19 protein-coding genes and 1 tRNA gene are annotated in these 20,341 nt (G+C 72.6%); 8 read left to right on the forward strand and 12 right to left on the reverse strand.

From position 1 onward, the window contains the following. Positions 1 to 161: 161 nt before the first annotated feature. From ACIBA9_RS23700 to pdhA, 3 genes are read right to left on the reverse strand one after another with little or no spacing between them, the layout of a single operon-like run. On the reverse strand, positions 162 to 1,559 hold the full coding sequence (locus ACIBA9_RS23700) for a dihydrolipoamide acetyltransferase family protein (RefSeq protein ID WP_399365922.1): 1,398 nt from the start codon (positions 1,557 to 1,559) through the stop codon (positions 162 to 164). Continuing rightward, entirely contained in the window at positions 1,559 to 2,563 is a 1,005-nt protein-coding gene (locus ACIBA9_RS23705) for an alpha-ketoacid dehydrogenase subunit beta (RefSeq protein WP_399365924.1), read from the reverse strand. Before ACIBA9_RS23705 ends, ACIBA9_RS23700 begins: the two co-directional genes overlap by 1 nt. Next, positions 2,560 to 3,714, reverse strand: a complete 1,155-nt coding sequence (gene pdhA, locus ACIBA9_RS23710) for a pyruvate dehydrogenase (acetyl-transferring) E1 component subunit alpha (protein ID WP_399365926.1) — start codon at positions 3,712 to 3,714, stop codon at positions 2,560 to 2,562. The genes ACIBA9_RS23705 and pdhA overlap by 4 nt, the downstream gene beginning before the upstream one ends. Before the next feature lie 190 nt (positions 3,715 to 3,904). Here pdhA and ACIBA9_RS23715 point away from each other — a divergent pair, with 190 nt between their 5' ends. Continuing rightward, positions 3,905 to 4,390: an Lrp/AsnC family transcriptional regulator gene (locus ACIBA9_RS23715; RefSeq protein ID WP_399366028.1), complete on the forward strand. Its 486-nt coding sequence runs from the start codon at positions 3,905 to 3,907 to the stop codon at positions 4,388 to 4,390. A 91-nt stretch (positions 4,391 to 4,481) separates the two neighbouring features. Here ACIBA9_RS23715 and ACIBA9_RS23720 read toward each other — a convergent pair whose 3' ends face one another. Beyond that, the gene (locus ACIBA9_RS23720; protein ID WP_362149879.1) at positions 4,482 to 5,069 is read right to left on the reverse strand and encodes a TetR/AcrR family transcriptional regulator; all 588 of its coding nucleotides are present in this window, start codon (positions 5,067 to 5,069) and stop codon (positions 4,482 to 4,484) included. Then, positions 5,066 to 6,577 (reverse strand): 3-hydroxyacyl-CoA dehydrogenase, encoded by a 1,512-nt coding sequence (locus ACIBA9_RS23725; RefSeq protein WP_362149878.1) that lies wholly within the window; start codon positions 6,575 to 6,577, stop codon positions 5,066 to 5,068. Before ACIBA9_RS23725 ends, ACIBA9_RS23720 begins: the two co-directional genes overlap by 4 nt. 159 nt (positions 6,578 to 6,736) lie before the next feature. Here ACIBA9_RS23725 and paaN point away from each other — a divergent pair, with 159 nt between their 5' ends. After that, entirely contained in the window at positions 6,737 to 8,428 is a 1,692-nt protein-coding gene (paaN, locus tag ACIBA9_RS23730; RefSeq protein WP_399365928.1) for a phenylacetic acid degradation protein PaaN, read from the forward strand. 82 nt (positions 8,429 to 8,510) lie between these two features. On the opposite strand, the gene ACIBA9_RS23735 is transcribed toward paaN, so the two are convergent. Genes ACIBA9_RS23735 through ACIBA9_RS23745 form a run of 3 tightly spaced genes read right to left on the reverse strand, consistent with a single transcriptional unit; the run spans position 8,511 to position 11,366 of the window. Continuing rightward, complete coding sequence (locus ACIBA9_RS23735) at positions 8,511 to 9,266, reverse strand: TrmH family RNA methyltransferase (RefSeq protein WP_399365930.1); 756 nt, start codon at positions 9,264 to 9,266, stop codon at positions 8,511 to 8,513. Positions 9,267 to 9,276: 10 nt separating this feature from the next. After that, positions 9,277 to 10,485 (reverse strand): HTTM domain-containing protein, encoded by a 1,209-nt coding sequence (locus ACIBA9_RS23740; protein ID WP_399365932.1) that lies wholly within the window; start codon positions 10,483 to 10,485, stop codon positions 9,277 to 9,279. Further along, a complete protein-coding gene (locus ACIBA9_RS23745) occupies positions 10,482 to 11,366 on the reverse strand; it encodes a DUF5819 family protein (protein WP_399365934.1) in 885 nt (294 codons plus the stop codon). The genes ACIBA9_RS23740 and ACIBA9_RS23745 overlap by 4 nt, the downstream gene beginning before the upstream one ends. A 684-nt stretch (positions 11,367 to 12,050) precedes the next feature. Here ACIBA9_RS23745 and paaA point away from each other — a divergent pair. The 6 genes from paaA to ACIBA9_RS23775 all read left to right on the forward strand — a co-directional run bounded on the left by paaA (position 12,051) and on the right by ACIBA9_RS23775 (position 16,912). Next, positions 12,051 to 13,067, forward strand: a complete 1,017-nt coding sequence (gene paaA / locus ACIBA9_RS23750; protein WP_399365936.1) for a 1,2-phenylacetyl-CoA epoxidase subunit PaaA — start codon at positions 12,051 to 12,053, stop codon at positions 13,065 to 13,067. Continuing rightward, positions 13,064 to 13,351, forward strand: a complete 288-nt coding sequence (paaB, locus tag ACIBA9_RS23755; protein ID WP_085565664.1) for a 1,2-phenylacetyl-CoA epoxidase subunit PaaB — start codon at positions 13,064 to 13,066, stop codon at positions 13,349 to 13,351. Before paaA ends, paaB begins: the two co-directional genes overlap by 4 nt. Then, the gene (gene paaC, locus ACIBA9_RS23760) at positions 13,348 to 14,064 is read left to right on the forward strand and encodes a 1,2-phenylacetyl-CoA epoxidase subunit PaaC (protein WP_399365939.1); all 717 of its coding nucleotides are present in this window, start codon (positions 13,348 to 13,350) and stop codon (positions 14,062 to 14,064) included. The genes paaB and paaC overlap by 4 nt, the downstream gene beginning before the upstream one ends. Further along, positions 14,058 to 14,600 carry a 1,2-phenylacetyl-CoA epoxidase subunit PaaD gene (gene paaD, locus ACIBA9_RS23765; RefSeq protein ID WP_399365941.1) on the forward strand — a complete coding sequence of 181 codons (543 nt, stop codon included), beginning with the start codon at positions 14,058 to 14,060 and terminating at the stop codon, positions 14,598 to 14,600. Before paaC ends, paaD begins: the two co-directional genes overlap by 7 nt. Continuing rightward, positions 14,600 to 15,664, forward strand: a complete 1,065-nt coding sequence (locus tag ACIBA9_RS23770) for a 2Fe-2S iron-sulfur cluster-binding protein (RefSeq protein WP_362149871.1) — start codon at positions 14,600 to 14,602, stop codon at positions 15,662 to 15,664. Before paaD ends, ACIBA9_RS23770 begins: the two co-directional genes overlap by 1 nt. Before the next feature lie 105 nt (positions 15,665 to 15,769). Then, complete coding sequence (locus tag ACIBA9_RS23775; RefSeq protein WP_399365943.1) at positions 15,770 to 16,912, forward strand: acyl-CoA dehydrogenase family protein; 1,143 nt, start codon at positions 15,770 to 15,772, stop codon at positions 16,910 to 16,912. 20 nt (positions 16,913 to 16,932) lie between these two features. Here the strand turns inward: ACIBA9_RS23775 and ACIBA9_RS23780 are convergent, their stop codons facing one another. The 4 genes from ACIBA9_RS23780 to ACIBA9_RS23795 all read right to left on the reverse strand — a co-directional run bounded on the left by ACIBA9_RS23780 (position 16,933) and on the right by ACIBA9_RS23795 (position 20,042). Beyond that, a complete protein-coding gene (locus ACIBA9_RS23780; protein WP_362150456.1) occupies positions 16,933 to 17,262 on the reverse strand; it encodes a rhodanese-like domain-containing protein in 330 nt (109 codons plus the stop codon). A gap of 49 nt (positions 17,263 to 17,311) precedes the next feature. Then, positions 17,312 to 18,145, reverse strand: coding sequence for a hypothetical protein (locus ACIBA9_RS23785; protein WP_393899464.1), 834 nt, complete (start codon positions 18,143 to 18,145; stop codon positions 17,312 to 17,314). Positions 18,146 to 18,194: 49 nt separating this feature from the next. Continuing rightward, entirely contained in the window at positions 18,195 to 19,682 is a 1,488-nt protein-coding gene (locus ACIBA9_RS23790; protein WP_399366031.1) for a DUF2252 domain-containing protein, read from the reverse strand. A gap of 276 nt (positions 19,683 to 19,958) precedes the next feature. Then, a tRNA-Leu gene (locus tag ACIBA9_RS23795) sits at positions 19,959 to 20,042 on the reverse strand. Positions 20,043 to 20,341: the final 299 nt, after the last annotated feature.

Consider the following 20,341-nt stretch of genomic DNA (forward strand, 5'->3'; position numbering starts at 1 on the left):
GTATGTCCTGCCGGCGTGACCGCGCGGACCCGCGTGCCACGGGGTGCGCGGAAGCACCGCCCGTCACGGTCACCGGCCGCGGGGGAGGACCGACCCTCACGGTCGCCCGCCGCGGGGGAGCACCGACGATCGCGGCGCGGACCGCGCACCGGCCGTCGTCGTCACAGGGTGCGCAGGAGCACGGCCGGCTGTTCGACGCAGTCCGCCACATAGCGCAGGAAGCCGCCCGCCGTGCCGCCGTCGCATACCCGGTGGTCGAAGGTGAGGGACAGCTGGACGACCTGACGCACGGCCAGTTCACCCTCGTGCACCCACGGCTTGGGGATGATGCGGCCGACGCCGAGCATGGCCGCCTCGGGGTGGTTGATGATCGGTGTGGAGCCGTCGACGCCGAAGACGCCGTAGTTGTTCAGCGTGAACGTGCCACCGGTGAGGTCCCCGGGGGTCAGCGTCCCGGTGCGGGCGGCCTCGGTGAGGCGGGCGAACTCGGCGGTCAGCGACTCGGCGTCGCGCTCGTGGGCGTCGCGCACGACCGGCACGACCAGCCCGCGCTCGGTCTGCGCGGCGAACCCGAGGTGCACGTGTGCGAGCCGGACCACCTCGCGGGCCTCGGTGTCGACGTAGGAGTTCAGTTCGGGGAAGCGGGCGAGGGCGGCGGTGCAGACGCGGGCGAGCAGTGCGAGGAGGGAGATCCTGGGTCCTCCGGAGGCGTTCATCGCGACCCGCGCGCGCATCAGCTCGGTGGCGTCGGCGTCGACCCAGCAGGTCGCGTCCGGGATCTCCCGGCGGCTGCGGGAGAGCTTGTCGGCGACCGCGCCACGGATGCCCTTGAGGGGGATGCGGACGCTTCCCGGGGCGGAGGCCGCGGAGGCGCCCGCCGGGGTCCGTAGGAGGGGCCGCTCGGCCGGGGTGACCGGTGCGGCCGGTTCCCCGAGTGTGCTGGCCGGCGCCGCCTTGGCGCGCAGCGCGTTCTCCACGTCGGCCCGCAGGATCAGCCCGTCGGGCCCCGAGCCGGCCAGTCGCCGGAGGTCCACGTCGTTGTCACGGGCGAGCTTGCGCACCAGCGGGGAGATCACCGGGACCGGCCCGTCGGCGGGCGCGGGTGTCGGGGCCGCCACGCGCGTGTGGGACGTGGGAGCGGGGCCGGGATCGGGCTGCCTGACGTGCCCGTTGTGGGACGCCGAGGCCGCCGGGCCCGTCGCGGCGGGCCGGACCCGGCGCCGCCGGGCCGCCGGGGCCTGGGTGCCATAGCCGACGAGGACGTTGCCGGAGCCCTCCGGCTCCGCCGCCGGTTCGCCCACGGCCACCGTGGTCTCGCCCACGGCCACCGTCAACAGCGGCGATCCCACGGGCAGTTCGGTGCCCTCCTCGCCGAAGCGGGCGGTGACCACACCGCCGTAGGGGCAGGGCACCTCGACCATCGCCTTGGCCGTCTCGACCTCGACGACCGGCTGGTCGACGGCGACGACGTCACCGACCCGCACGAGCCAGCGGACGATCTCCGCCTCGGTGAGGCCCTCACCGAGGTCGGGGAGCTTGAACTCCAGCACCTGCGCCATCAGCCCTCGACCTCCCACTGCAGCCGCGCCACGGCGTCCAGGACGCGGTCCACGCCGGGCAGGTGGTGCCGCTCCAGCATGGGCGGCGGGTAGGGGATGTCGAACCCGGCCACGCGCAGCACCGGTGCCTCCAGGTGGTGGAAGCAGCGCTCGGTGATCCGGGCGGCGATCTCGCCGCCCGGGCCGCCGAAGCCGGTGGACTCGTGGACCACGACCGCGCGCCCGGTGCGGCGCACGGACGCGCACACCGTCTCGTCGTCGAACGGCACCAGGGAGCGCAGGTCGACGACCTCCAGGTCCCAGCCCTCCGCCCGGGCGGCCTCGGCGGCCTCCAGGCAGACCGGCAGCGAGGGGCCGTAGGTGACGAGGGTGGCGCTGCGGCCGGTGCGCCGGACGACGGCCCGCCCGATCGGCTCGACGTCCACCGGGTCCTCGGCGTTCCAGGTGTCCTTCGACCAGTACAGCCGCTTGGGCTCCAGGAAGACGACCGGATCATCGGAGGCGATGGCCCGGCGCAGCAGCCCGTAGGCGTCGGCGACGGTCGCCGGTGTGACGACGTGCAGACCCGGGGTGGCCATGTAGTAGGCCTCGGAGGAGTCGCTGTGGTGCTCGACGCCGCCGATGCCGCCGCCGTAGGGGACTCGGACGGTGATCGGCATGGGCATCCGGCCGCGGGTGCGGTTGCGCATCCGGGAGACATGACTGATCAGCTGCTCGAACGCCGGGTAGGCGAAGGCGTCGAACTGCATCTCCACCACCGGGCGCAGGCCGTACATGGCCATGCCGACGGCGGTGCCGAGGATGCCGGCCTCGGCGAGCGGGGTGTCGGTGCAGCGGTCCTCGCCGAACTCCTTGGCGAGTCCGTCGGTGACGCGGAAGACACCGCCGAGGGTGCCGACGTCCTCACCCAGGACGTGCACGGTGGGGTCCGCGGCCATCGCGTCGCGCAGCGCGCGGGTGAGGGCCTGTGCCATGGTGGCGGGTTTGACGGCGACGGTGGTCATCGAGCCACGCCTTCCTGCTCGCCGTACTGCTCCCGCTCGGCTTCCAGCTCGGACCGCAGCAGGGCGCGCTGCTCGCGCAGCTGCGCGGTGGTCTCCGCGTAAACGTGGTCGAACAGGGCCATGGGGTCGATCTCCGGGTCGCGGTTCATGCGCTCTCGCAGGTCGGCGGCCATCTCCTCGGCGCCCTGCCGGACGGCCTCGACAGCGGCCTCGTCGAGCAGGCCGCGCGCGGTCAGCTCGCGCTCCAGCAACTGGATCGGGTCGTGGTCGCGCCAGGCCTCCACCTCGGCGTCGCCCCGGTAGCGGGTGGCGTCGTCGGCGTTGGTGTGGGCCTCGATGCGGTAGGTCACCGCCTCCACGAGGGTCGGGCCGCCGCCGGCGCGCGCGTGACGCACGGCGTCGCAGAGGACCTCGTGCACGGCCGCCGCGTCGTTGCCGTCCACCAGCCGGCCCGGCATGCCGTACCCGACCGCCTTGTGCGCCAGGGAGGGAGCGGCGGTCTGCTTGGCGAGCGGGACGGAGATGGCGAAGCCGTTGTTCTGCACCAGGAAGACGACCGGTGCCTGCCACACGGCGGCGAAGTTCAGCGCCTCGTGGAAGTCGCCCTCACTGGTACCGCCGTCGCCCACCATGGCGAGCGCCACCACGTCGTCGCCCTTGAGCCGGGCGGCGTGGGCGAGGCCGACGGCGTGCGGGAGCTGGGTGGCCAGCGGGGTGCTCAGGGGAGCCACGCGGTGGGCGTGGGGGTCGTAGCCGTGGTGCCAGTCGCCGCGCAGCAGGGTGAGCGCCTCGACGGGGTCCACGCCGCGGGCGACGACGGCGAGGGTGTCGCGATAACTCGGGAAGAGCCAGTCGCGCTCCTCGAGGGCCAGCGCCGCGGCGACCTCGCAGGCCTCCTGGCCGGTGCTTGAGGGGTAGACGGCCAGTCGGCCCTGCTTGGTCAGCGCGGTGGCCTGCGTGTTGTAGCGACGGCCGCGCACCAGCTGCGTGTGCAGCCGGCGCAGCAGATCCGGATCGGCCTTGGCGGCCGCCTCGGTGCCGAGGACGCGGTAGGGCTCCGCGTCGGGCAGCAGCGGCGCGGGGTCCATACGGGGCTGCCAGGCGGGCGGCGGCGAAGGCCGGTAGGCGCTCCGCTGCTCCAGAACCGTCATGACGGCACCTCCTCGTGGGAGCGGCTACGGGAGGCGCGTCGGCTGTGAGGCGCCTCACCTACCGATTGTTCGGTCGTCGGCACATTTTGGCTACAGGCACCTCCAGGCTGTGGACAAACGGTTCTCCACAGCCTGCAATGAACGCAGGACGTCCACGGCGACAGAGCGGGGGAGCATGGGACCTGAACAAATGGCCGACGGACCGCCGGACCACACGGTTCTGCCACCGCCACGCCCCCTCGACGCCATCGATCAGGACATCCTGAAGATCCTCCAGGCGGACGGCCGTGCCTCGATACGGTCCGTCGCCGAACGTGTCCACGTCTCGCGGGCCAATGCCTACGCCCGGATCAACCGACTCGTCGAAGCCGGTGTGATCCGGGGGTTCAGCGCGCGCGTGGACCACGAGCGCGCCGGGCACGGCACCTCGGCGTACATCACGCTGAAGATCGTCCAGAACACCTGGCGCACGGTCCGCGAGCAGCTGCGCAAGCTGCCCGGCGCCTCCCACATCGCCCTGGTGGGCGGCGACTTCGACGTGCTGCTGCTGGTGCACGCGCCGGACAACCGGACCCTGCGCGAGCTGGTGCTCACCCGGCTCCAGGCGATTCCGGAGGTGCGCAGCACCCGCACCCTGCTGGTCTTCGAGGAGGAGGACCTGGAACCGGACACCTGAGACCGGCCGGGGCCTCGCCACGCGGGGCCCCGCCGGGGTCGCTGCCGGGGTCGCCGCGGTGGGGGGCCGGGCAGGGGCCGGCCCTTCGGGGTCAGGCCTGGCGGAGGCCGGCGAAGACCAGCCGGGCGACCGCGTCGGCCACCTCGCGGTCGCTCGCGCCGCGCGCGTCCGGCCGGTACCACTCCACGATCGAGTTGATCATTCCGAAGACCAGCCGGGTGGCCAGCCGGACCTCGACATCCCCCCGGACGTCCCCGTCGGCGGCGGCCGCCTTCAGCAGCTCGGCCACCTGGTGGTCGAAGTCGCGGCGCCGCTCCAGCGCCCACCTCTCGGTGGCGGTGTTGCCGCGCACCCGCAGCAGCAGCGTCACGTACGGAAGCTCCGCTATGAGCACCTCGACCATGCGCCGCACGACGTGTTCGAGGCGCTCGACGGAGCGCCCCACGCGCGCGTGCTCCTCCTCCAGGATGGCGAACAGCCCGTCCAGGGCGCGTCTGACGGCCCGGCTCAGCAGCTCTTCCTTGCCGCTGACGTGGTGGTAGATCGACGACTTGGAGATACCGGCCGCCTTGGACAGATGCTCCATGGAAGTGCCGTCGTAGCCACGTTCGTTGAAGACGCGCACGGCGACGGAGAGCAGCGTCTCCGGGGTGTACGTGTCGCGCTTGCCGGTGGTCATGGGGTGCCCTCCCGCGGTTCGGTGGACGAGTGTCGGTAGAGGGCGAGGGAGGGTGCGTAGCGGCCGGAGGGGTCGCGTTCGTGCATCTCGTCCAGCAGGTCGTAGGCCCAGCCGCGGGGCAGCCTGCGGTTCCATTCACAGGGGCCCAGCGGGTAGTTGACGCCAAGGCGCATCGCGGTGTCGATGTCCTCCTCGGTGGCCACCCCCTTGGCGACGGCGTCGTGGGCGAGGTCGATGATCCGGGCCACCGTGCGGGCGACGATCATGCCCGGGACGTCACCGATGACGCTGACGTCCTTGCCGAGCGCCTGGAACAGGCCGATGGCCTCCGCGAGGGTCGCGGGCGCGGTGTCGTGACAGGCGGACAGGGCGACGCGGGTGGCCGCACGGTAGTCCAGGGCGAGGTCGAAGTACACGACGTCGCGGAACTCCACGGAGGTCTGTCCGTCGGCGAGGACCAGCTGGCCACCGCTGGGGAGCACCAGGCGGGTGCCGTTGTCCTCGTCCTCCTCGCGGACCGGGATGCCCGCCTCGCGGATCAGGGTGAGCAGCTCGGCGGCCGGGCCCAGGCCGCCCTCGGCGACGACGTGGGCGGGCGGCCGCTCCTTGTCGGCGGTGTGCGGCTCGGGCCGCTCGGCACCTTCGGCGTGGTCGTACCAGCCGCGTCCGGTCTTGCGGCCGAGCCGGCCGGACTCCACCAGGCGGCGCTGGGCCAGGGAGGGGGTGAAGCGCACGTCCTGGAAGAAGGACTGCCACACCGAGTGGGTGACCGACTCGTTGACGTCCTGCCCGATGAGGTCCGTCAGCTCGAAGGCGCCCATCCTGAAGCCCCCGGACTCCCGCAGGACCGCGTCGATGGTGGCCGGGTCGGCGGCCTGCGCCTCGTGGACGGCGAACGCCTCGGCGTAGAAGGGCCGGGCGATGCGGTTGACGATGAAGCCGGGGGTGTCCGCGCAGGCCACCGGCGTCTTGCCCCAGGCGCGGGCCGTCTCGTACGCGCGCGTGGCCGACGTGACGTCGGTGGCGAACCCGGAGACGACCTCCACCAGCGGCAGCAGCGGGGCCGGATTGAAGAAGTGCAGTCCCACGAAGCGGCCGGGATGGCGCAGGGGGCCGCCGATGGCCGTCACCGACAGCGAGGAGGTGTTGGTGGCGAGCAGGCAGTCCTCGGTGACGATCTCCTCCAGCTCGCCGAAGAGCCGCTGCTTGACGTCCAGCCGCTCCAGGACGGCCTCCACGACCAGTGCGCAGTCGGCCAGCTCGGCGAGGCTGTCGGCCGGCTTCAGCCGGGCGCGGGCCGCGTCCCGGTCGGCGGCGTCGAGCCGGCCCTTCTCCACGAGCCGGTCGAGGCGGGCACCGATCGCTTCCGCCGCGTCATGGGCGCGCCCGGCGGCGGCGTCGTAGAGCCGCACGGGATGGCCGGCGACCAGCGCGACCTGGGCGATGCCCTGTCCCATGGTGCCGGTGCCGACGACGGCGACGGGGCTGCTGGGGTCGATTGCTGTCATGTGCGCGATCCTCCCGCACGGGGTTTTCCACAGATGCGGCGGTCCCCCTTGTACCGACCGATCGTTCGGTTACTCTAGCTCTGACCGCCCCAATCCGCTGCTCTTTCCGCCAGGTCGTGAACTCGACGAAGAGTTCTCCAGACGAGGAGTTGGTCCCGCATGGCCGCCGAACTGACCGCCCACGAGCTGATCGCGAAGCACCGGCCCACTCTCGACCAGGCCCTGGAGGCGATCCGTACGCGCGCGTACTGGTCACCGCACCCGGAGCACCCGAAGGCGTACGGCGAGAACGGCAGCCTGGACGCGGCGGCGGGCAAGGCCGCCTTCGACGCCGTGCTGGGCACCCGGCTCGACCTCGGCCAGCCCGGCACCGACGACTGGGTGGGCGGCGAGGTCTCCCCCTACGGCATCGAGCTGGGCGTGAGCTACCCGCACGCGGACATCGACGTCCTGCTGCCCGCGATGAAGGCCGGGCAGGGCGCCTGGCGCGACGCGGGCGCCGAGACGCGCGCGGTGGTCTGTCTGGAGATCCTCAAGCGGATCAGCGACCGCACCCACGAGTTCGCGCACGCGGTCATGCACACCAGCGGCCAGGCCTTCATGATGGCGCTCCAGGCGGGCGGACCGCACGCCCAGGACCGCGGCCTGGAAGCGGTGGCGTACGCGTACGCGGAGCAGACCCGCACGCCCGACACGGCCGAGTGGTCCAAGCCCCAGGGCAAGCGGGACCCGCTGGCCCTCGTCAAGCGCTTCACGCCGGTGCCGCGCGGCATCGGCCTGGTCATCGGCTGCAACACCTTCCCGACCTGGAACGGCTACCCCGGCCTCTTCGCCTCCCTGGCCACCGGCAACGCGGTGCTGGTCAAGCCGCACCCGCGCGCGGTGCTGCCGCTCGCGCTGACCGTGCAGATCGCCCGGGACGTGCTCGCCGAGGCCGGCTTCGACCCGAACCTGGTGGCGCTGGCCGCCGAGCGACCCGGCGAGGGCATCGCCAAGGCCCTCGCCACCCGCCCCGAGATCAGGATCATCGACTACACCGGCTCGACGGCCTTCGGCGACTGGCTGGAGGCCAACGCCCGCCAGGCGCAGGTCTACACGGAGAAGGCCGGCGTCAACACGGTGCTCGTGCACTCCACGGCCGACTACAAGGGCATGCTGTCCAACCTGGCGTTCTCGCTGTCCCTGTACAGCGGCCAGATGTGCACCACCCCGCAGAACCTGCTGATCCCCCGCGACGGCATCCGCACCGAGGCGGGCCCCAAGACCTTCGACGAGGTCACCGCCGACCTCGCCAGCGCGGTCGACGGCCTCCTCGGCGACGACGCGCGCGCCAACGCCCTGCTCGGCGCGATCGTCAACCCCGACGTCAAGGCCCGTCTGGAGGCCGCCACCGGCCTCGGCGAGGTCGCCCTGGCCTCCCGCGAGATCGAGAACCCGGAGTTCCCGGGCGCGGTCGTCCGCACCCCCGTCATCGTCAAGCTGGACGGCGCCAAGCCGGACGACGAGGCCGCCTACATGAGCGAGTGCTTCGGCCCCGTCTCCTTCGCCGTCGCGGTCGACTCGGTGACCGACGCGCTGGAGCTGCTGCGCCGCACGGTCCGCGAGAAGGGCGCGATGACGGTCGGCGCCTACAGCACCGACACCGAGGTCGAGCGGGCCGTCGAGGAGGTCTGCCTGGAGGAGGCCGCCCAGCTGTCGCTCAACCTGACCGGCGGGGTGTACGTGAACCAGACCGCCGCCTTCTCCGACTTCCACGGCTCGGGCGGCAACCCGGCGGCGAACGCGGCCCTCACCGACGGCGCCTTCGTGGCGAACCGCTTCCGTGTGGTGGAGGTCCGCCGGGACGCCTAGGGCCTTCTCTCGGATCAGGCCGGCCGGGATCGGGCGCGCCGCACGGCCTGCGCGACCCCGGCAAGATCCGATAGGCAGGCCCCTAGGACACCGAGGGAGCGCCCCCGCCGGCACTCCAGTGGTACAGCGTCATCGCCACGCTCGTGGCGAGGTTGTAGCTGGAGACCTGGGGGCGCATCGGCAGCCGCAGCAGATGGTCGGCACGCGCGCGCAGCTGCGCCGACAGTCCGCTGCGCTCCGAGCCGAACGCCAGCACGGCGTCGTCGGGCAGCTTGACGCCCCGGATGTCCTCGCCCTCCGGGTCGAGGGCGAACAGCGGCCCGGTGGGCAGCTCGTCGACGCCGAGCCGCTCCACGGCGGTCGCGAAGTGCAGTCCCGCACCGCCGCGCACCACCGTGGGATGCCAGGGATCGAGCGTTCCCGTCGTCACCACCCCGGTCGCCCCGAAACCGGCGGCCAGCCGGATCACTGCCCCGGCGTTGCCGAGGTTGCGCGGGTCGTCGAGCACCACGACAGGGGAGGTGCGGGGCGTGCCGGCCAGCACCCGCAGATTGTCCTCGCGGGACGGCCGTACGGCGAGCGCGGCCACCCCCGTCGGATGCGGCCGGGGCACGAGGGACGCGTACGTCTCCTCGGTCACCTCCGCCAGCAGCGCGTCCAGCGCCTCCCGTACGTCCCCGGCCAGTTCCTCGGCGAGGACGAGCGCCGCCCGCCGGTCGGTGCAGACCGCCACCGGCACCCGCGCCCCGAAGCGCAGCGCGTGCTTGAGGGCGTGGAAACCGTCGAGCAGCACGGCGGTCCCGGCGTGCTCACGCCAGCGGGTCAGCGGGTCGGTCATGCCGTGAACCCTACGCGGCGCCCACCCGGCCGGAAGAGTTCTCCCGCGGCGTACGCGGCGCCGGCACACCGCGGGCCGTGCGCTCGACGACCCGGCCACGCGCGCGTGCCGCCAGACCGCCCAGCCGGCGCAGGAACGAGGTCGGCAGGAACACGGCGTCGGCGGCGATCATCGCCAGCGAGAAGAACGGCAGCCCGAGGACGACCGCGATCGCTGCGTGCTCGATCATCATCAGCACCAGCAGGACGTTCTTGACCCGCCGGTTGAACAGGGTGAACGGGAAGGCGACCTGCACCATGACCGTCCCGTAGGTCACGGCCATCATGATGGTGCCGCTCGAGGACATCAGCTCGGCCAGACCGGGCCAGGGCGAGAAGTAGTTCAGATGGAGCGGGTAGTAGACGGCGGTGCCGTCCTGCCAGCGCGAGCCCTGGATCTTGTACCAGCCGGCCGTGGCGTAGATCAGACAGGCCTCTGCCATGATCACGAACAGCGCGCCGTTGTGCAGGACGTTGGCGACCACGTCCAGCAGTGCCCGCGGCTCGGACGACCGTGCCCGGCGTTCGGCGAGGCCCCACGCGCCGAGCACCACCCATATCGTCCACAGCAGCGCCGGGATCAGCCAGCCGTTGTCGAACCGGCCGGTCACCGTCACGGTGATCAGCGCCAGGCCGAACACCGCCCACAGCACCGGCCCCACCCGGTCGGCGGGAACCCGTTCCCCACGCGCGCGTGCCGCCTCCTCGCGTGCGGTCCGCCGCGCGTCGAGCGACCACACCTGCCCGCAGCGCGTGAACAGCAGATAGAAGGACATCAGGTGCAGCACGTTGTCGCCGCCGTCGCCCATGAAGACGCTGCGGTTCTGCAGTGACAGGACGCCCACCATGAACAGCACCGAAGCGGTGCGGGTGCGCCAGCCGAGCAGCAGCGCCGCGGTGGCCAGGATCGCCAGCACGTAGAAGCACTCGAACCAGGCCCGGCCGTCCGACCACAGCAGCGCCGAGAAGGCCTGGTTGTCGGCGGTCAGGTCCTTGGCGAGCTGCCAGCCCCAGGGACCGGAGGGGCCGTACAGCTCCTGGCGGTGCACAAACTCCCGGAGCAGGAACAGCAGCCAGGTCCCGGCGAAGCCGATCCGGATGACGGCGCTCTGGTACGGCCCGAGGGCGGCCCCGGTGACGCGGGCGACACCGCCCGAGAGGATCAGCGGGAGACGGTTCACCGGACACCTCCGGCGGCCTCGTCGGCCGTCACGGCCCACCAGGGCAGCAGGCGGTAGACGGGCTTGTCGGACACCCGCTCACGGCTCCACTTCGGCGGCTGCACACTGGTGGTGCTGGAGCGGACCTGCACGCGCTGAATGACGCCCTCCTTGCTGGTCGGATCGTCCCGGTAGAGCCGCATCACCACGATCCGGCGCAGGTACTGCTCGGACAGGGCGCCGCGCAGGGCCACGGGGCGGTTGTCGGAGCCGTGCGTGGAGACGAAGAAGTCCCAGGCCCGGCGCAGTTCGTTCTGCTGGGTGTGGCTGGGCACGGGATTGCTCCTGATCGCGGCGCCGTCCTGGGCGGAGAGGTCGTTCCAGCCGGTGGTGCGCAGTGCGCCGTCCTTCATCCGCACCTCGGCGCGCACCTGGACGGCGATGTTCTGCTGGAGCGGGTTCGGGGCGAACAGTTTCCAGTTCTGTTCGAACTCCGGGTAGATCCACTGCTCGATCGCCTTGCCGTGCTGCTTCGTCACGGTGTTCGCGGGAGCGAGGCTGAGGAACACCATCAGCAGATGCACACAGGCGCCCACGGCGACCGCAGCGAGGGCCAGCGCGGCGCCGATCCGATAGCGGGTGGAGAGAGCGGCTATCCCGGTGAGAGGGGGAGTCGCCGGGGCCGCGGCGACCGCCGACCCCGGCTGAGGCGGCCGGTCCTCCCCGGACGACCGCTCCCCGACACCCGACTGCGCCGGCAGGGACGGCCAGGACACCTGGGGCGACCGGGGCGGCACGGACGGTCCGGTCGCCTTGAACGACGGGGACGACGGGGACGACTGCGACGACTTGGGCGACTCACCAGGCGCGGACAGCGCACCGGGCTCGGAGGACTCATCCACCTCGGAGGACTCACCTCGCTCGGAGGACCCACCCCTCTCGGAGGCCCCACCCCGCTCGGAGGACCCACCTCGCTCGGAGGACTTCTCCCCCTCAGAGGCCCCACCCCGCTCGGAGGACCCACCCCGCTCGGACGGCTTACCCCGCACGGGCGACTCGGGCATCTCACCCGGCTCACCCGGCTCGGGTGACGTACGCGGCGTGGGCGGCTCCAAGGGCTCGAAGGCACCCGGGCCCTGCCGGGCCCCCGAGTCCTCGTCGTACGCGTCCATCTCGCCCCGTCCCCCGTTTCGGCTCATTCGTTCAGCTGATCGCTTCGGCTGTGTGGGTCAGCCCGGTGGGCGGCTCCTGTCACGGACGCCCCACGGCGCACGAGCGCCACCGGCGCCCGCACGGAACGGTACTCAGCCGGGGGCACCGGGCGCAGCCCCGGGTACGGGCCGGGTGCCGTGGCCCTCACCACGCGGTACGCCGCCCGGTACGTCCTGGACACGGACCTCGCCCGTCCCCCGGCGGTCTCGGGCGGCTCTCCGGGCCTGTCCGGCGGCGCGTTGTCCACAGGCGGCCCGCGGAGTTTTCCACAGCGGTTGACACCCTCCGCCGGCCCGGCACACCATTGATATCGCACGGACCGAACGATCGGTCGGGACACAGCCCACCGCAGAGCCCGAGGTCAGGGGGACCGCATGGCCACAGCAGCCGCGCAGCGTACGGCCCGCACGCAGGAGGACGGCGCGCCGGACACCGTCGACACGGAGGTCTACCAGCGCGCCTTCGACGCGGCCGTGGCCGCCGAGGAGCGCATCGAACCTCGGGACTGGATGCCCGACGCCTACCGCGCGACCCTGGTCCGGCAGATCGCGCAGCACGCGCATTCCGAGATCATCGGCATGCAGCCGGAGGCCAACTGGATCACTCGGGCACCCTCGTTGCGCCGCAAGGCCATCCTGATGGCCAAGGTGCAGGACGAGGCGGGTCACGGCCTGTACCTGTACAGCGCGGCCGAGACCCTCGGCACCGGGCGCGACGAACTGCTGGACAAGCTGCACAGCGGCCGTCAGAAGTACTCCTCGATCTTCAACTACCCGACCCTGACCTGGGCCGACGTCGGCGCGATCGGCTGGCTGGTGGACGGCGCCGCGATCACCAACCAGGTCCCCCTGTGCCGCTGCTCCTACGGCCCGTACGCGCGCGCCATGGTGCGGATCTGCAAGGAGGAGTCCTTCCACCAGCGCCAGGGCTACGAGCTGCTGCTGGCCCTGAGCAAGGGCACCCCCGAGCAGCACGCGATGGCCCAGGACGCGGTGGACCGCTGGTGGTGGCCATCGCTGATGATGTTCGGCCCGCCCGACGACGAGTCCCAGCACTCCGCGCAGTCCATGGAGTGGAAGATCAAGCGCCACTCCAACGACGAGCTGCGCCAGCGCTTCGTCGACATCTGCGTCCCCCAGGCCGAGTCCCTGGGCCTCACCCTGCCCGACCCGGAGCTGAGGTGGAACGAGGAGCGGGGCCGGCACGACTTCGGTCCGATCGACTGGACGGAGTTCCGGGAGGTCCTCAAGGGCAACGGCCCGTGCAACGAAGAGCGCATCACCCAGCGCAGGCGCGCCCACGACGAGGGCGCATGGGTAAGGGAAGCGGCCGCCGCCTACGCGGCCAAGCACACCGGCAGCACCGGTGAGACGGGAGCGGAGCGCGCATGAGCACCACCGACTGGCCCCTGTGGGAGGTCTTCGTCCGCTCCCGGCGGGGCCTCTCCCACACCCACGCCGGCAGTCTGCACGCACCCGACGCGGAGCTGGCCCTGCGCAACGCCCGCGACCTCTACACCCGGCGCGGCGAGGGCGTCTCGATCTGGGTCGTCCCGGCCGCATCCATCACCGCTTCCTCGCCGGACGAGAAGGACCCGTTCTTCGAGCCGGCCGCCGACAAGCCCTACCGGCACCCGACCTTCTACGAGATCCCGGAAGGGGTGAAGCACCTGTGACCGCCATCGTCCCCGCGGCCGCGCTCGCCCTCGGCGACGACGCCCTGGTGCTCTCCCACCGCCTCGGCGAGTGGGCCGGACACGCCCCCGTCCTGGAGGAGGAGGTCGCTCTCGCCAACATCGCCCTCGATCTGCTCGGCCAGGCCCGCCTGCTGCTGTCCATGGCGGGCGACGAGGACGAGCTGGCCTACCTACGCGAGGAGCGGGCCTTCCGCAACCTCCAGTTGGTCGAGCAGCCGAACGGCGACTTCGCCCACACCATCGTCCGCCAGCTGTACTTCTCCACCTATCAGCACCTCCTCTACGCCGAACTGGCCTCCGGCGAGGGCCCGTTCGCCCCGCTCGCCGCCAAAGCCGTCAAGGAGGTCGCCTACCACCGCGACCACGCCGAGCAATGGACGCTGCGGCTCGGCGACGGCACCGAGACCAGCCGCGGGCGGATGCAGCGGGCCTGCGACACGCTGTGGCGGTTCACCGGGGAGATGTTCCAGCCGGTGGAGGGCGTGGACGCCGACTGGCCGCTCCTCGCGGAGCGTTGGCTGGAGTCGGTCCGGGACGTGCTCGGCCGAGCCACCCTCACCCTCCCCGAGGGCCCGCGCACCGGGGCCTGGGCCGCGGGCGCCGGTCGGCAGGGTCTGCACACAGAGCCGTTCGGGCGGATGCTCGCCGAGATGCAGCATCTGCACCGCAGTCACCCGGGGGCGTCATGGTGACCACCACCGCCCTGGAGGCGGAACTGCTGGAGCTGGCCGGCTCGGTTCCCGACCCCGAACTGCCCGTCCTCACCCTCCGGGAGCTGGGCGTGGTGCGCGCGGTCCGCGTGGGCGGCCCGGACAGGGTCGAGGTCGACCTGACGCCGACGTACACCGGCTGCCCGGCCATAGAGGCGATGACCCTCGACATCGAGCGGGTCCTGCACGGCCACGGCATACGCGAGGTCACCGTCCGCAAGGTGCTCGCGCCCGCCTGGTCGACCGACGACATCACACCCGAAGGCCGCCGGAAGCTGCGGGAGTTCGGCATCGCTCCCCCACGCGCGAGCCACGCCTCCGGCCCGGTCTCCCTGGCCCTCGGCCCGATCAGGACCCGGAGCGCGCAGGCACGGGACCCGGAGACCGAGCCCGTCCGCTGTCCGCACTGCGGGTCCGCCGACACCGAGCTGCTGAGCCGGTTCTCCTCCACCGCGTGCAAGGCGCTGCGCCGCTGCCTGGCCTGCCGTGAACCGTTCGACCACTTCAAGGAGTTGTGATGGCGCGCTTCCACCCGCTCCCGGTGGCCGCGGTCGACCGGCTCACCGACGATTCCGTCGCCCTCACCCTCACCGTCCCGCCCGAGCTGCGCGAGGAGTACCGGCACGCACCCGGCCAGCACCTCGCGCTGCGCCGCCGGGTCGACGGCACGGAGGTCCGGCGCACCTACTCGATCTGCTCCGCGGCCCCCGACCCGGCCGGTGACGGACCGAGCGTGCTGCGGGTGGGTGTGCGGCTGGTCGAGGGCGGCGCCTTCTCCACCTTCGCGCTGAAGGAGATCAACGTCGGTGACGAGCTGGAGGTGATGACCCCGGCCGGCCGCTTCACCCTCCAGCCCGCACCGGGGCTGTACGCGGCGATCGTCGGCGGCAGTGGCATCACCCCGGTGCTGTCCATCGTCTCGACGCTGCTGAAGCGGGAGCCCACGGCCCGGTTCTGCCTGATACGCGGTGACCGCACGGCCGCCTCGACGATGTTCCTGGAGGAAGTCGCCGACCTGAAGGACCGCTACCCGGAGCGGCTTCAGCTGGTGACCGTGCTCTCCCGGGAGGAACAGCAGGCGGGCCTGCCCTCCGGCCGGCTCGACCGGGAGCGGCTCTCGGGACTGCTGCCCGCGCTGCTGCCGGTGGAGCGGGTGGCGGGTTGGTTCCTGTGCGGGCCCTACGGGCTGGTGCGGGGCGCCGAGGAGGCACTGCGCGCACTGGGCGTGGGCCGCGACCGGATCCACCAGGAGATCTTCCACGTGGACGCGGGATCGCCGTCGGCAGCCGTCCTCGCGGCCCCCGCGCACAGCACCGTCACCGCCCGGCTCGACGGACGGGGCGGCAGCTGGCCCGTGCGCGAGGGGGAGTCCCTGCTGGAGACGGTCCTGCGCAACCGCCCCGACGCCCCCTACGCCTGCAAGGGCGGGGTCTGCGGGACCTGCCGGGCCTTCCTGGTGTCGGGCGAGGTCCGGATGGACCGCAACTTCGCCCTGGAGACGGAGGAGACGGAGGCCGGATATGTGCTGGCCTGTCAGTCGCACCCGGTGACGGAGAAGGTGGAGCTGGACTTCGACCGCTGACCCCGTTCCCTTCTTCTAGAACCTGTTCTATCTTGACGGCCCGTCAGGCGCACAGCCCGACCGACGGACCCCCGTCGGACGACCGGATATCCGGGAGGACAGGCCGTGGACTTCACCTTCACCGAAGAGCAGCTGGCGGCGGCCGAGGCGGCGCGGGGGGTGTTCGCCGGAGTCGCACCGGACGCGGTGCCCAGCCCGGCGCTCACCACCGGTGCCGTGGCCGAGGGTTTCGACCGGGAGGTGTGGGCCCACCTCGCCGGCGCGGACCTGCTGAGCCTGCTCCTCGACGAGGCGCACGGCGGGGCGGGTCTCGACGCGATCGCCCTGTGTCTGGTGCTGCGCGAGTCCGCGCACGTTCTCGCACGGGTGCCGCTGCTGGAGCACAGCGCCGCCGCGGCGGCCGTACAGGCCTATGCCGATGGCGAGTCGGCGGGGCGACTGCTGGGGCCGGCCGGACGAGGGGAGCTGGTGCTGACCGTCGCGGCGAACGGGCGCACCGGCCACGACGCGGCCGAACAGGCCGTGACCGCGCGGCGGGACGGCCCGGTCTGGGTGCTGGACGGGGTGCAGACGGCGGTGGCGTGGGCGTACGACGCGGACCTCGTCGTCGTACCGGCCCACGTCGAGGACGGCGCCGCCGACCGGACGGTGCTGGCGCTCGTGCCGCGCGGGGGGCAGGGCGTGGCCCTCGCCGAGCAGGTGTCCACCAGCGGGGAGCGCCTGGCGGAACTGCGGCTGACGTCCGCGCGGATCGACGCGGTGGACGTCATCGAGGCCGAGGGAGCGTGGGAGTGGCTGCGCGCGCTGCTGGCGACCGGCACCTGCGCGCTGGCGCTCGGCCTCGGCGAGCGGGTGCTGCGGATGACCAGTGAGTACACCGGGAAGCGGGAGCAGTTCGGGTACCCGATCGCGACCTTCCAGGCGGTGGCCGTGCAGGCGGCGGACCGGTACATCGACCTGCGGGCCATGGAGGCCACCCTGTGGCAGGCCGCGTGGCGGATCGCCACCGGCGCCCCGGGCGCGCTGCCGGCCGACGGTGATGTCGCGGTGGCGAAGATCTGGGCCGCGGAGGGCGTGCGCCGGGTGGTGCAGACCGCCCAGCATCTGCACGGCGGATTCGGTGCCGACACCGACTACTCACTGCACCGGTACCACGCCTGGGCCAAGCACCTGGAGCTGGCGCTCGGCCCGGCGGCGGCCTACGAGGAGCGGCTCGGGGATCTGCTGGCGGCGCATCCGCTCGGCTGAGGCGGACCCGCGCGGGCCGGCTACAGCACGAAGCCCGGCTTGCCGTCGTCCGTGATCACCGAACGGCCGGCGGCCTGCCAGACCTGCATACCGCCGTCGACGTTCACCGCGTCGATGCCCTGCTGCACCAGATACATGGTGACCTGGGCCGAGCGACCGCCGGAACGGCAGATGACGTGGACCCGGCCGTCCTGCGGGGCGGCCTCGGTCAGCTCGCCGTAGCGGGCCACGAACTCGCTGATGGGGATGTGCAGCGCACCCTCGGCGTGACCCGCCTGCCACTCGTCGTCCTCGCGGACGTCGAGCAGGAAGTCACCGTCCTTGAGGTCCGTGATCCCGACCGTGGGCACACCAGCTCCGAAGTTCATGTCTCCGACGCTACCCGAAGCGGGGGGTGGCTCAGTCCTGTCCTCGCAGGTGCGCCAGGTCGGCCTCGCGCTGGGCGATGTCGGCGCGCAGCCGGTCGGCGATCTCCTCCAGCAGCCCGTCGGGGTCGTCGGGGGCGAGGCGGAGCATGCCGGCGATGGCGCCGTCCTCCAGCTCGCGGGCGACGAAGGTGAGCATCTCCTTGCGCTGGGAGAGCCATTCGAGGCGGGCGTACAGCTCCTCGGCGGGGCTCGGACTGCGCTCGGGAGGCACGGGCCCGGCCGCCCACTCCTCGGCCAGTTCCCTGAGGAGGGTCTCGTCGCCACGGGCGTAGGCGGCGTTCACGCGCGTGATGAACTCCTCGCGCCGCTGCCGCTCCTCTTCCTCCTGCGCCAGATCGGGGTGGGCCTTGCGGGCCAGCTCGCGGAAGAGCTTGCGGGCCTCGTCGCTGGGCCGTACCCGCTGCGGGGGCCGCACCGCCTGGTCGGTGAGCATGGCGGCGGCCTCCGGGTACAGGCCCTCGCCGTCCATCCAGCCGTGCAGCAGCTCCTCGACGCCGGGGATCGGCAGCACCCGGGCCCGGGCCTCCTCGGCGCGGAGAACATCCTCGGGGTCACCGGTGCGGGCGGCCTTCGCCTCCGCGATCTCGGCGTCCAGCTCCTCGATGCGGCTGTAGAGCGGGCCGAGCCGCTGCTCGTGCAGCCGGGAGAAGTTCTCGACTTCGACGCGGAAGGTCTCCACCGCGATCTCGAACTCGATCAACGCCTGCTCGGCGGCCCGGACGGCCTGTTCGAGCCGCTCCTCGGGCCGCGGTGCCTGGGACTGATCGGCTTCCGGGGTCGTCACGCGACCAGCGTAGGCCACCATGGCGACCGGCAGGGCCGCCGCCCGCACACCCCTCTCCTCGGCCTCCCGCTCAGACGCCGAGCTCGGCCGCGATCCGCCCCGCCCTGACGCCCGCGACCAGTTCCGCGTGATCCGCCTCGGTGCGGTCGGCGTAGGCGACCGCGAAGTCGGCCATCGCCTCGTCCAGTTCCTCGTTCTTGCCGCAGTAGCCGGCGATCAGCCGCGGGTCGGCGCTGTGCGCGTGGGCGCGGGCCAGCAGGGCGCCGGTCATACGGCCGTAGTCGTCGACCTGGTCGGCGGCGAGGGCGGCCGGATCGACGCTGCCCTTGCGGTTGCGGAACTGCCGCACCTGGAAGGGGCGCCCGTCGACCGTGGTCCAGCCCAGCAGGATGTCGCTGACCACCTGCATCCGCTTCTGTCCGAGGACCACCCGGCGGCCCTCGTGACCCTCGGTCGGCGCCTCGAAACCGGCCGTGACCAGGTGCGGGACCAGTGCCGAGGGGCGGGCCTCCTTCACCTGCAGGACCAGCGGCTGCTCACGATGGTCGAGGAGCAGCACTACGTAGGAGCGGGTACCGACGCTGCCGGTGCCGACCACCCGGAAGGCCGCGTCGTGCACCGCGTGCCTGGCGAGGAGGGGGTGACGGTCCTCACCGAGGGTGTGCACGTACTCCTCCAGGGCGCCGGCGACCGCTGCGGCCTCGGCGTCCGGGATCCTGCGCAGCACCGGCGGGGCGTCCACGAACCGGCGCCCGCCGTCCGCCACCTCCTCGGTCGCCTTCGCCGCGAACCGGCCGCTGGTGTTGGCCCGGGCCTTCTCCGAGACCCGCTGCAAGGTGCCGAGCAGGTCGTGGGCGTCGGTGTGGGAGACCAGTTCCTCGTCGGCGATCGCGTTCCAGGCGTCCAGCACGGGCAGCTTGGCCAGCAGCCGCATGGTGCGCCGATAGGCGCCGGCCGTGTCCTGGGCCGCCGCACGGCAGGTGTCCTCGTCGGCGCCGGCCTCCCGCCCGGCGAGCACCAGCGAGGCCGCGAGCCGCTTGAGGTCCCACTCCCAGGGGCCGTGCACGGTCTCGTCGAAGTCGTTGAGGTCGATGACCAGGCCACCGCGGGCGTCGCCGTAGAGACCGAAGTTGGCCGCGTGGGCGTCACCGCACAGCTGGGCGCCGATCCCGGTCATGGGCGTGCGGGCCAGGTCGTAGGCCATGAGCCCGGCCGACCCGCGCAGGAAGGCGAAGGGGGTGGCCGCCATCCGGCCGACCCTGATCGGCGTCAGCTCGGGTATGCGGCCGGCGTTGGACTCCTCGACCGCGCTCACCGCGTCGGGACGGCCGGCGTCCAGGTCCAGGGCGCGGTGCGCGGCACGCGGCACGCGCGCGCGGAGCGCCTTGCCCTCCGCCTTGGGGGAGCCCTGCGCCGGCCACCGGGCGAATCCGCGCATCCGGGGCAACCGACGTATCTCCTGGCCGACGGTGTCCGCCGCTCCCCCACCGGTTCCGGTCACCACGACCGCCTCCCCCGCACTCCCCGTACGCCCTCGAACAGGCGCCCGGACGAACATCAACTGGCACAGACCGTACCGCCGGTGGCCGAAACGCGTCAGACCCTGTGGACAACTCACCGCCGGCCCCACGGCGTCGCCCCCGCGCCGGCCGCCACGGCCACGACACAGGCGCCCACGACCCCGCCCGTGCCCGTGCCGTCAGTGACTTAGCTCACCGGCAGGGCCGACAGTCCCCCGCTCCCGCCTGTGCGATCCCTCACAGTCGCGGGTACAACGAGAAACGGGCCCCGCCGTGACTTTCGTCACCGGCGAGACCCGTTTCCGGTTTCTCTGTGCGCGAGGGGGGAGTTGAACCCCCACGCCCTTTCGGGCACTGGAACCTGAATCCAGCGCGTCTGCCTATTCCGCCACCCGCGCATTGGGTGTGTCTTCCGATCCCTGCCCTCTCGGGCTGGCCCCTTCCGACATGCAGAACATTAGCACGCCGTACGGGGTGGGTTCACATCCCTTCCGGGCCCCGCGGACCCGCCCCACCGCGCGGGTACAGGTTTCAAGGAGTGCCTGTTCACGTATCAACCTCGTACCGGTCCGGGCCATCTCCCCGGGAGGAGGGCCGGGCTCACACCGAGGTGCGGGACACTGGACTTCGCCCCCCTCTACGATCCATGGCAGCAGGACGCGTACCAGGAGTTCGAAGGGGAGCCGCTGGGGGAACC

It is taken from the genome of Streptomyces sp. NPDC051452 (assembly GCF_044454765.1).
Classification (GTDB): Bacteria; Actinomycetota; Actinomycetes; order Streptomycetales; family Streptomycetaceae; genus Streptomyces.

Excerpts from the sequence above, each read along its gene's own strand:
- pdhA (WP_399365926.1), bottom strand. The coding sequence starts at position 3,714 with ATGACGGTTCTGGAGCAGCGGAGCGCCTACCGGCCTTCGCCGCCGCCC.
- ACIBA9_RS23700 (WP_399365922.1), bottom strand. The coding sequence starts at position 1,559 with ATGGCGCAGGTGCTGGAGTTCAAGCTCCCCGACCTCGGTGAGGGCCTC.
- paaA (WP_399365936.1), top strand. The coding sequence starts at position 12,051 with ATGGCCACAGCAGCCGCGCAGCGTACGGCCCGCACGCAGGAGGACGGC.
- ACIBA9_RS23785 (WP_393899464.1), bottom strand. The coding sequence starts at position 18,145 with ATGGTGGCCTACGCTGGTCGCGTGACGACCCCGGAAGCCGATCAGTCC.
- paaD (WP_399365941.1), top strand. The coding sequence starts at position 14,058 with ATGGTGACCACCACCGCCCTGGAGGCGGAACTGCTGGAGCTGGCCGGC.
- ACIBA9_RS23735 (WP_399365930.1), bottom strand. The coding sequence starts at position 9,266 with ATGACCGACCCGCTGACCCGCTGGCGTGAGCACGCCGGGACCGCCGTG.
- ACIBA9_RS23770 (WP_362149871.1), top strand. The coding sequence starts at position 14,600 with ATGGCGCGCTTCCACCCGCTCCCGGTGGCCGCGGTCGACCGGCTCACC.
- paaN (WP_399365928.1), top strand. The coding sequence starts at position 6,737 with ATGGCCGCCGAACTGACCGCCCACGAGCTGATCGCGAAGCACCGGCCC.
- ACIBA9_RS23720 (WP_362149879.1), bottom strand. The coding sequence starts at position 5,069 with ATGACCACCGGCAAGCGCGACACGTACACCCCGGAGACGCTGCTCTCC.
- paaB (WP_085565664.1), top strand. The coding sequence starts at position 13,064 with ATGAGCACCACCGACTGGCCCCTGTGGGAGGTCTTCGTCCGCTCCCGG.
- ACIBA9_RS23705 (WP_399365924.1), bottom strand. The coding sequence starts at position 2,563 with ATGACCACCGTCGCCGTCAAACCCGCCACCATGGCACAGGCCCTCACC.
- ACIBA9_RS23790 (WP_399366031.1), bottom strand. The coding sequence starts at position 19,682 with ATGTTCGTCCGGGCGCCTGTTCGAGGGCGTACGGGGAGTGCGGGGGAG.
- ACIBA9_RS23715 (WP_399366028.1), top strand. The coding sequence starts at position 3,905 with ATGGCCGACGGACCGCCGGACCACACGGTTCTGCCACCGCCACGCCCC.
- ACIBA9_RS23725 (WP_362149878.1), bottom strand. The coding sequence starts at position 6,577 with ATGACAGCAATCGACCCCAGCAGCCCCGTCGCCGTCGTCGGCACCGGC.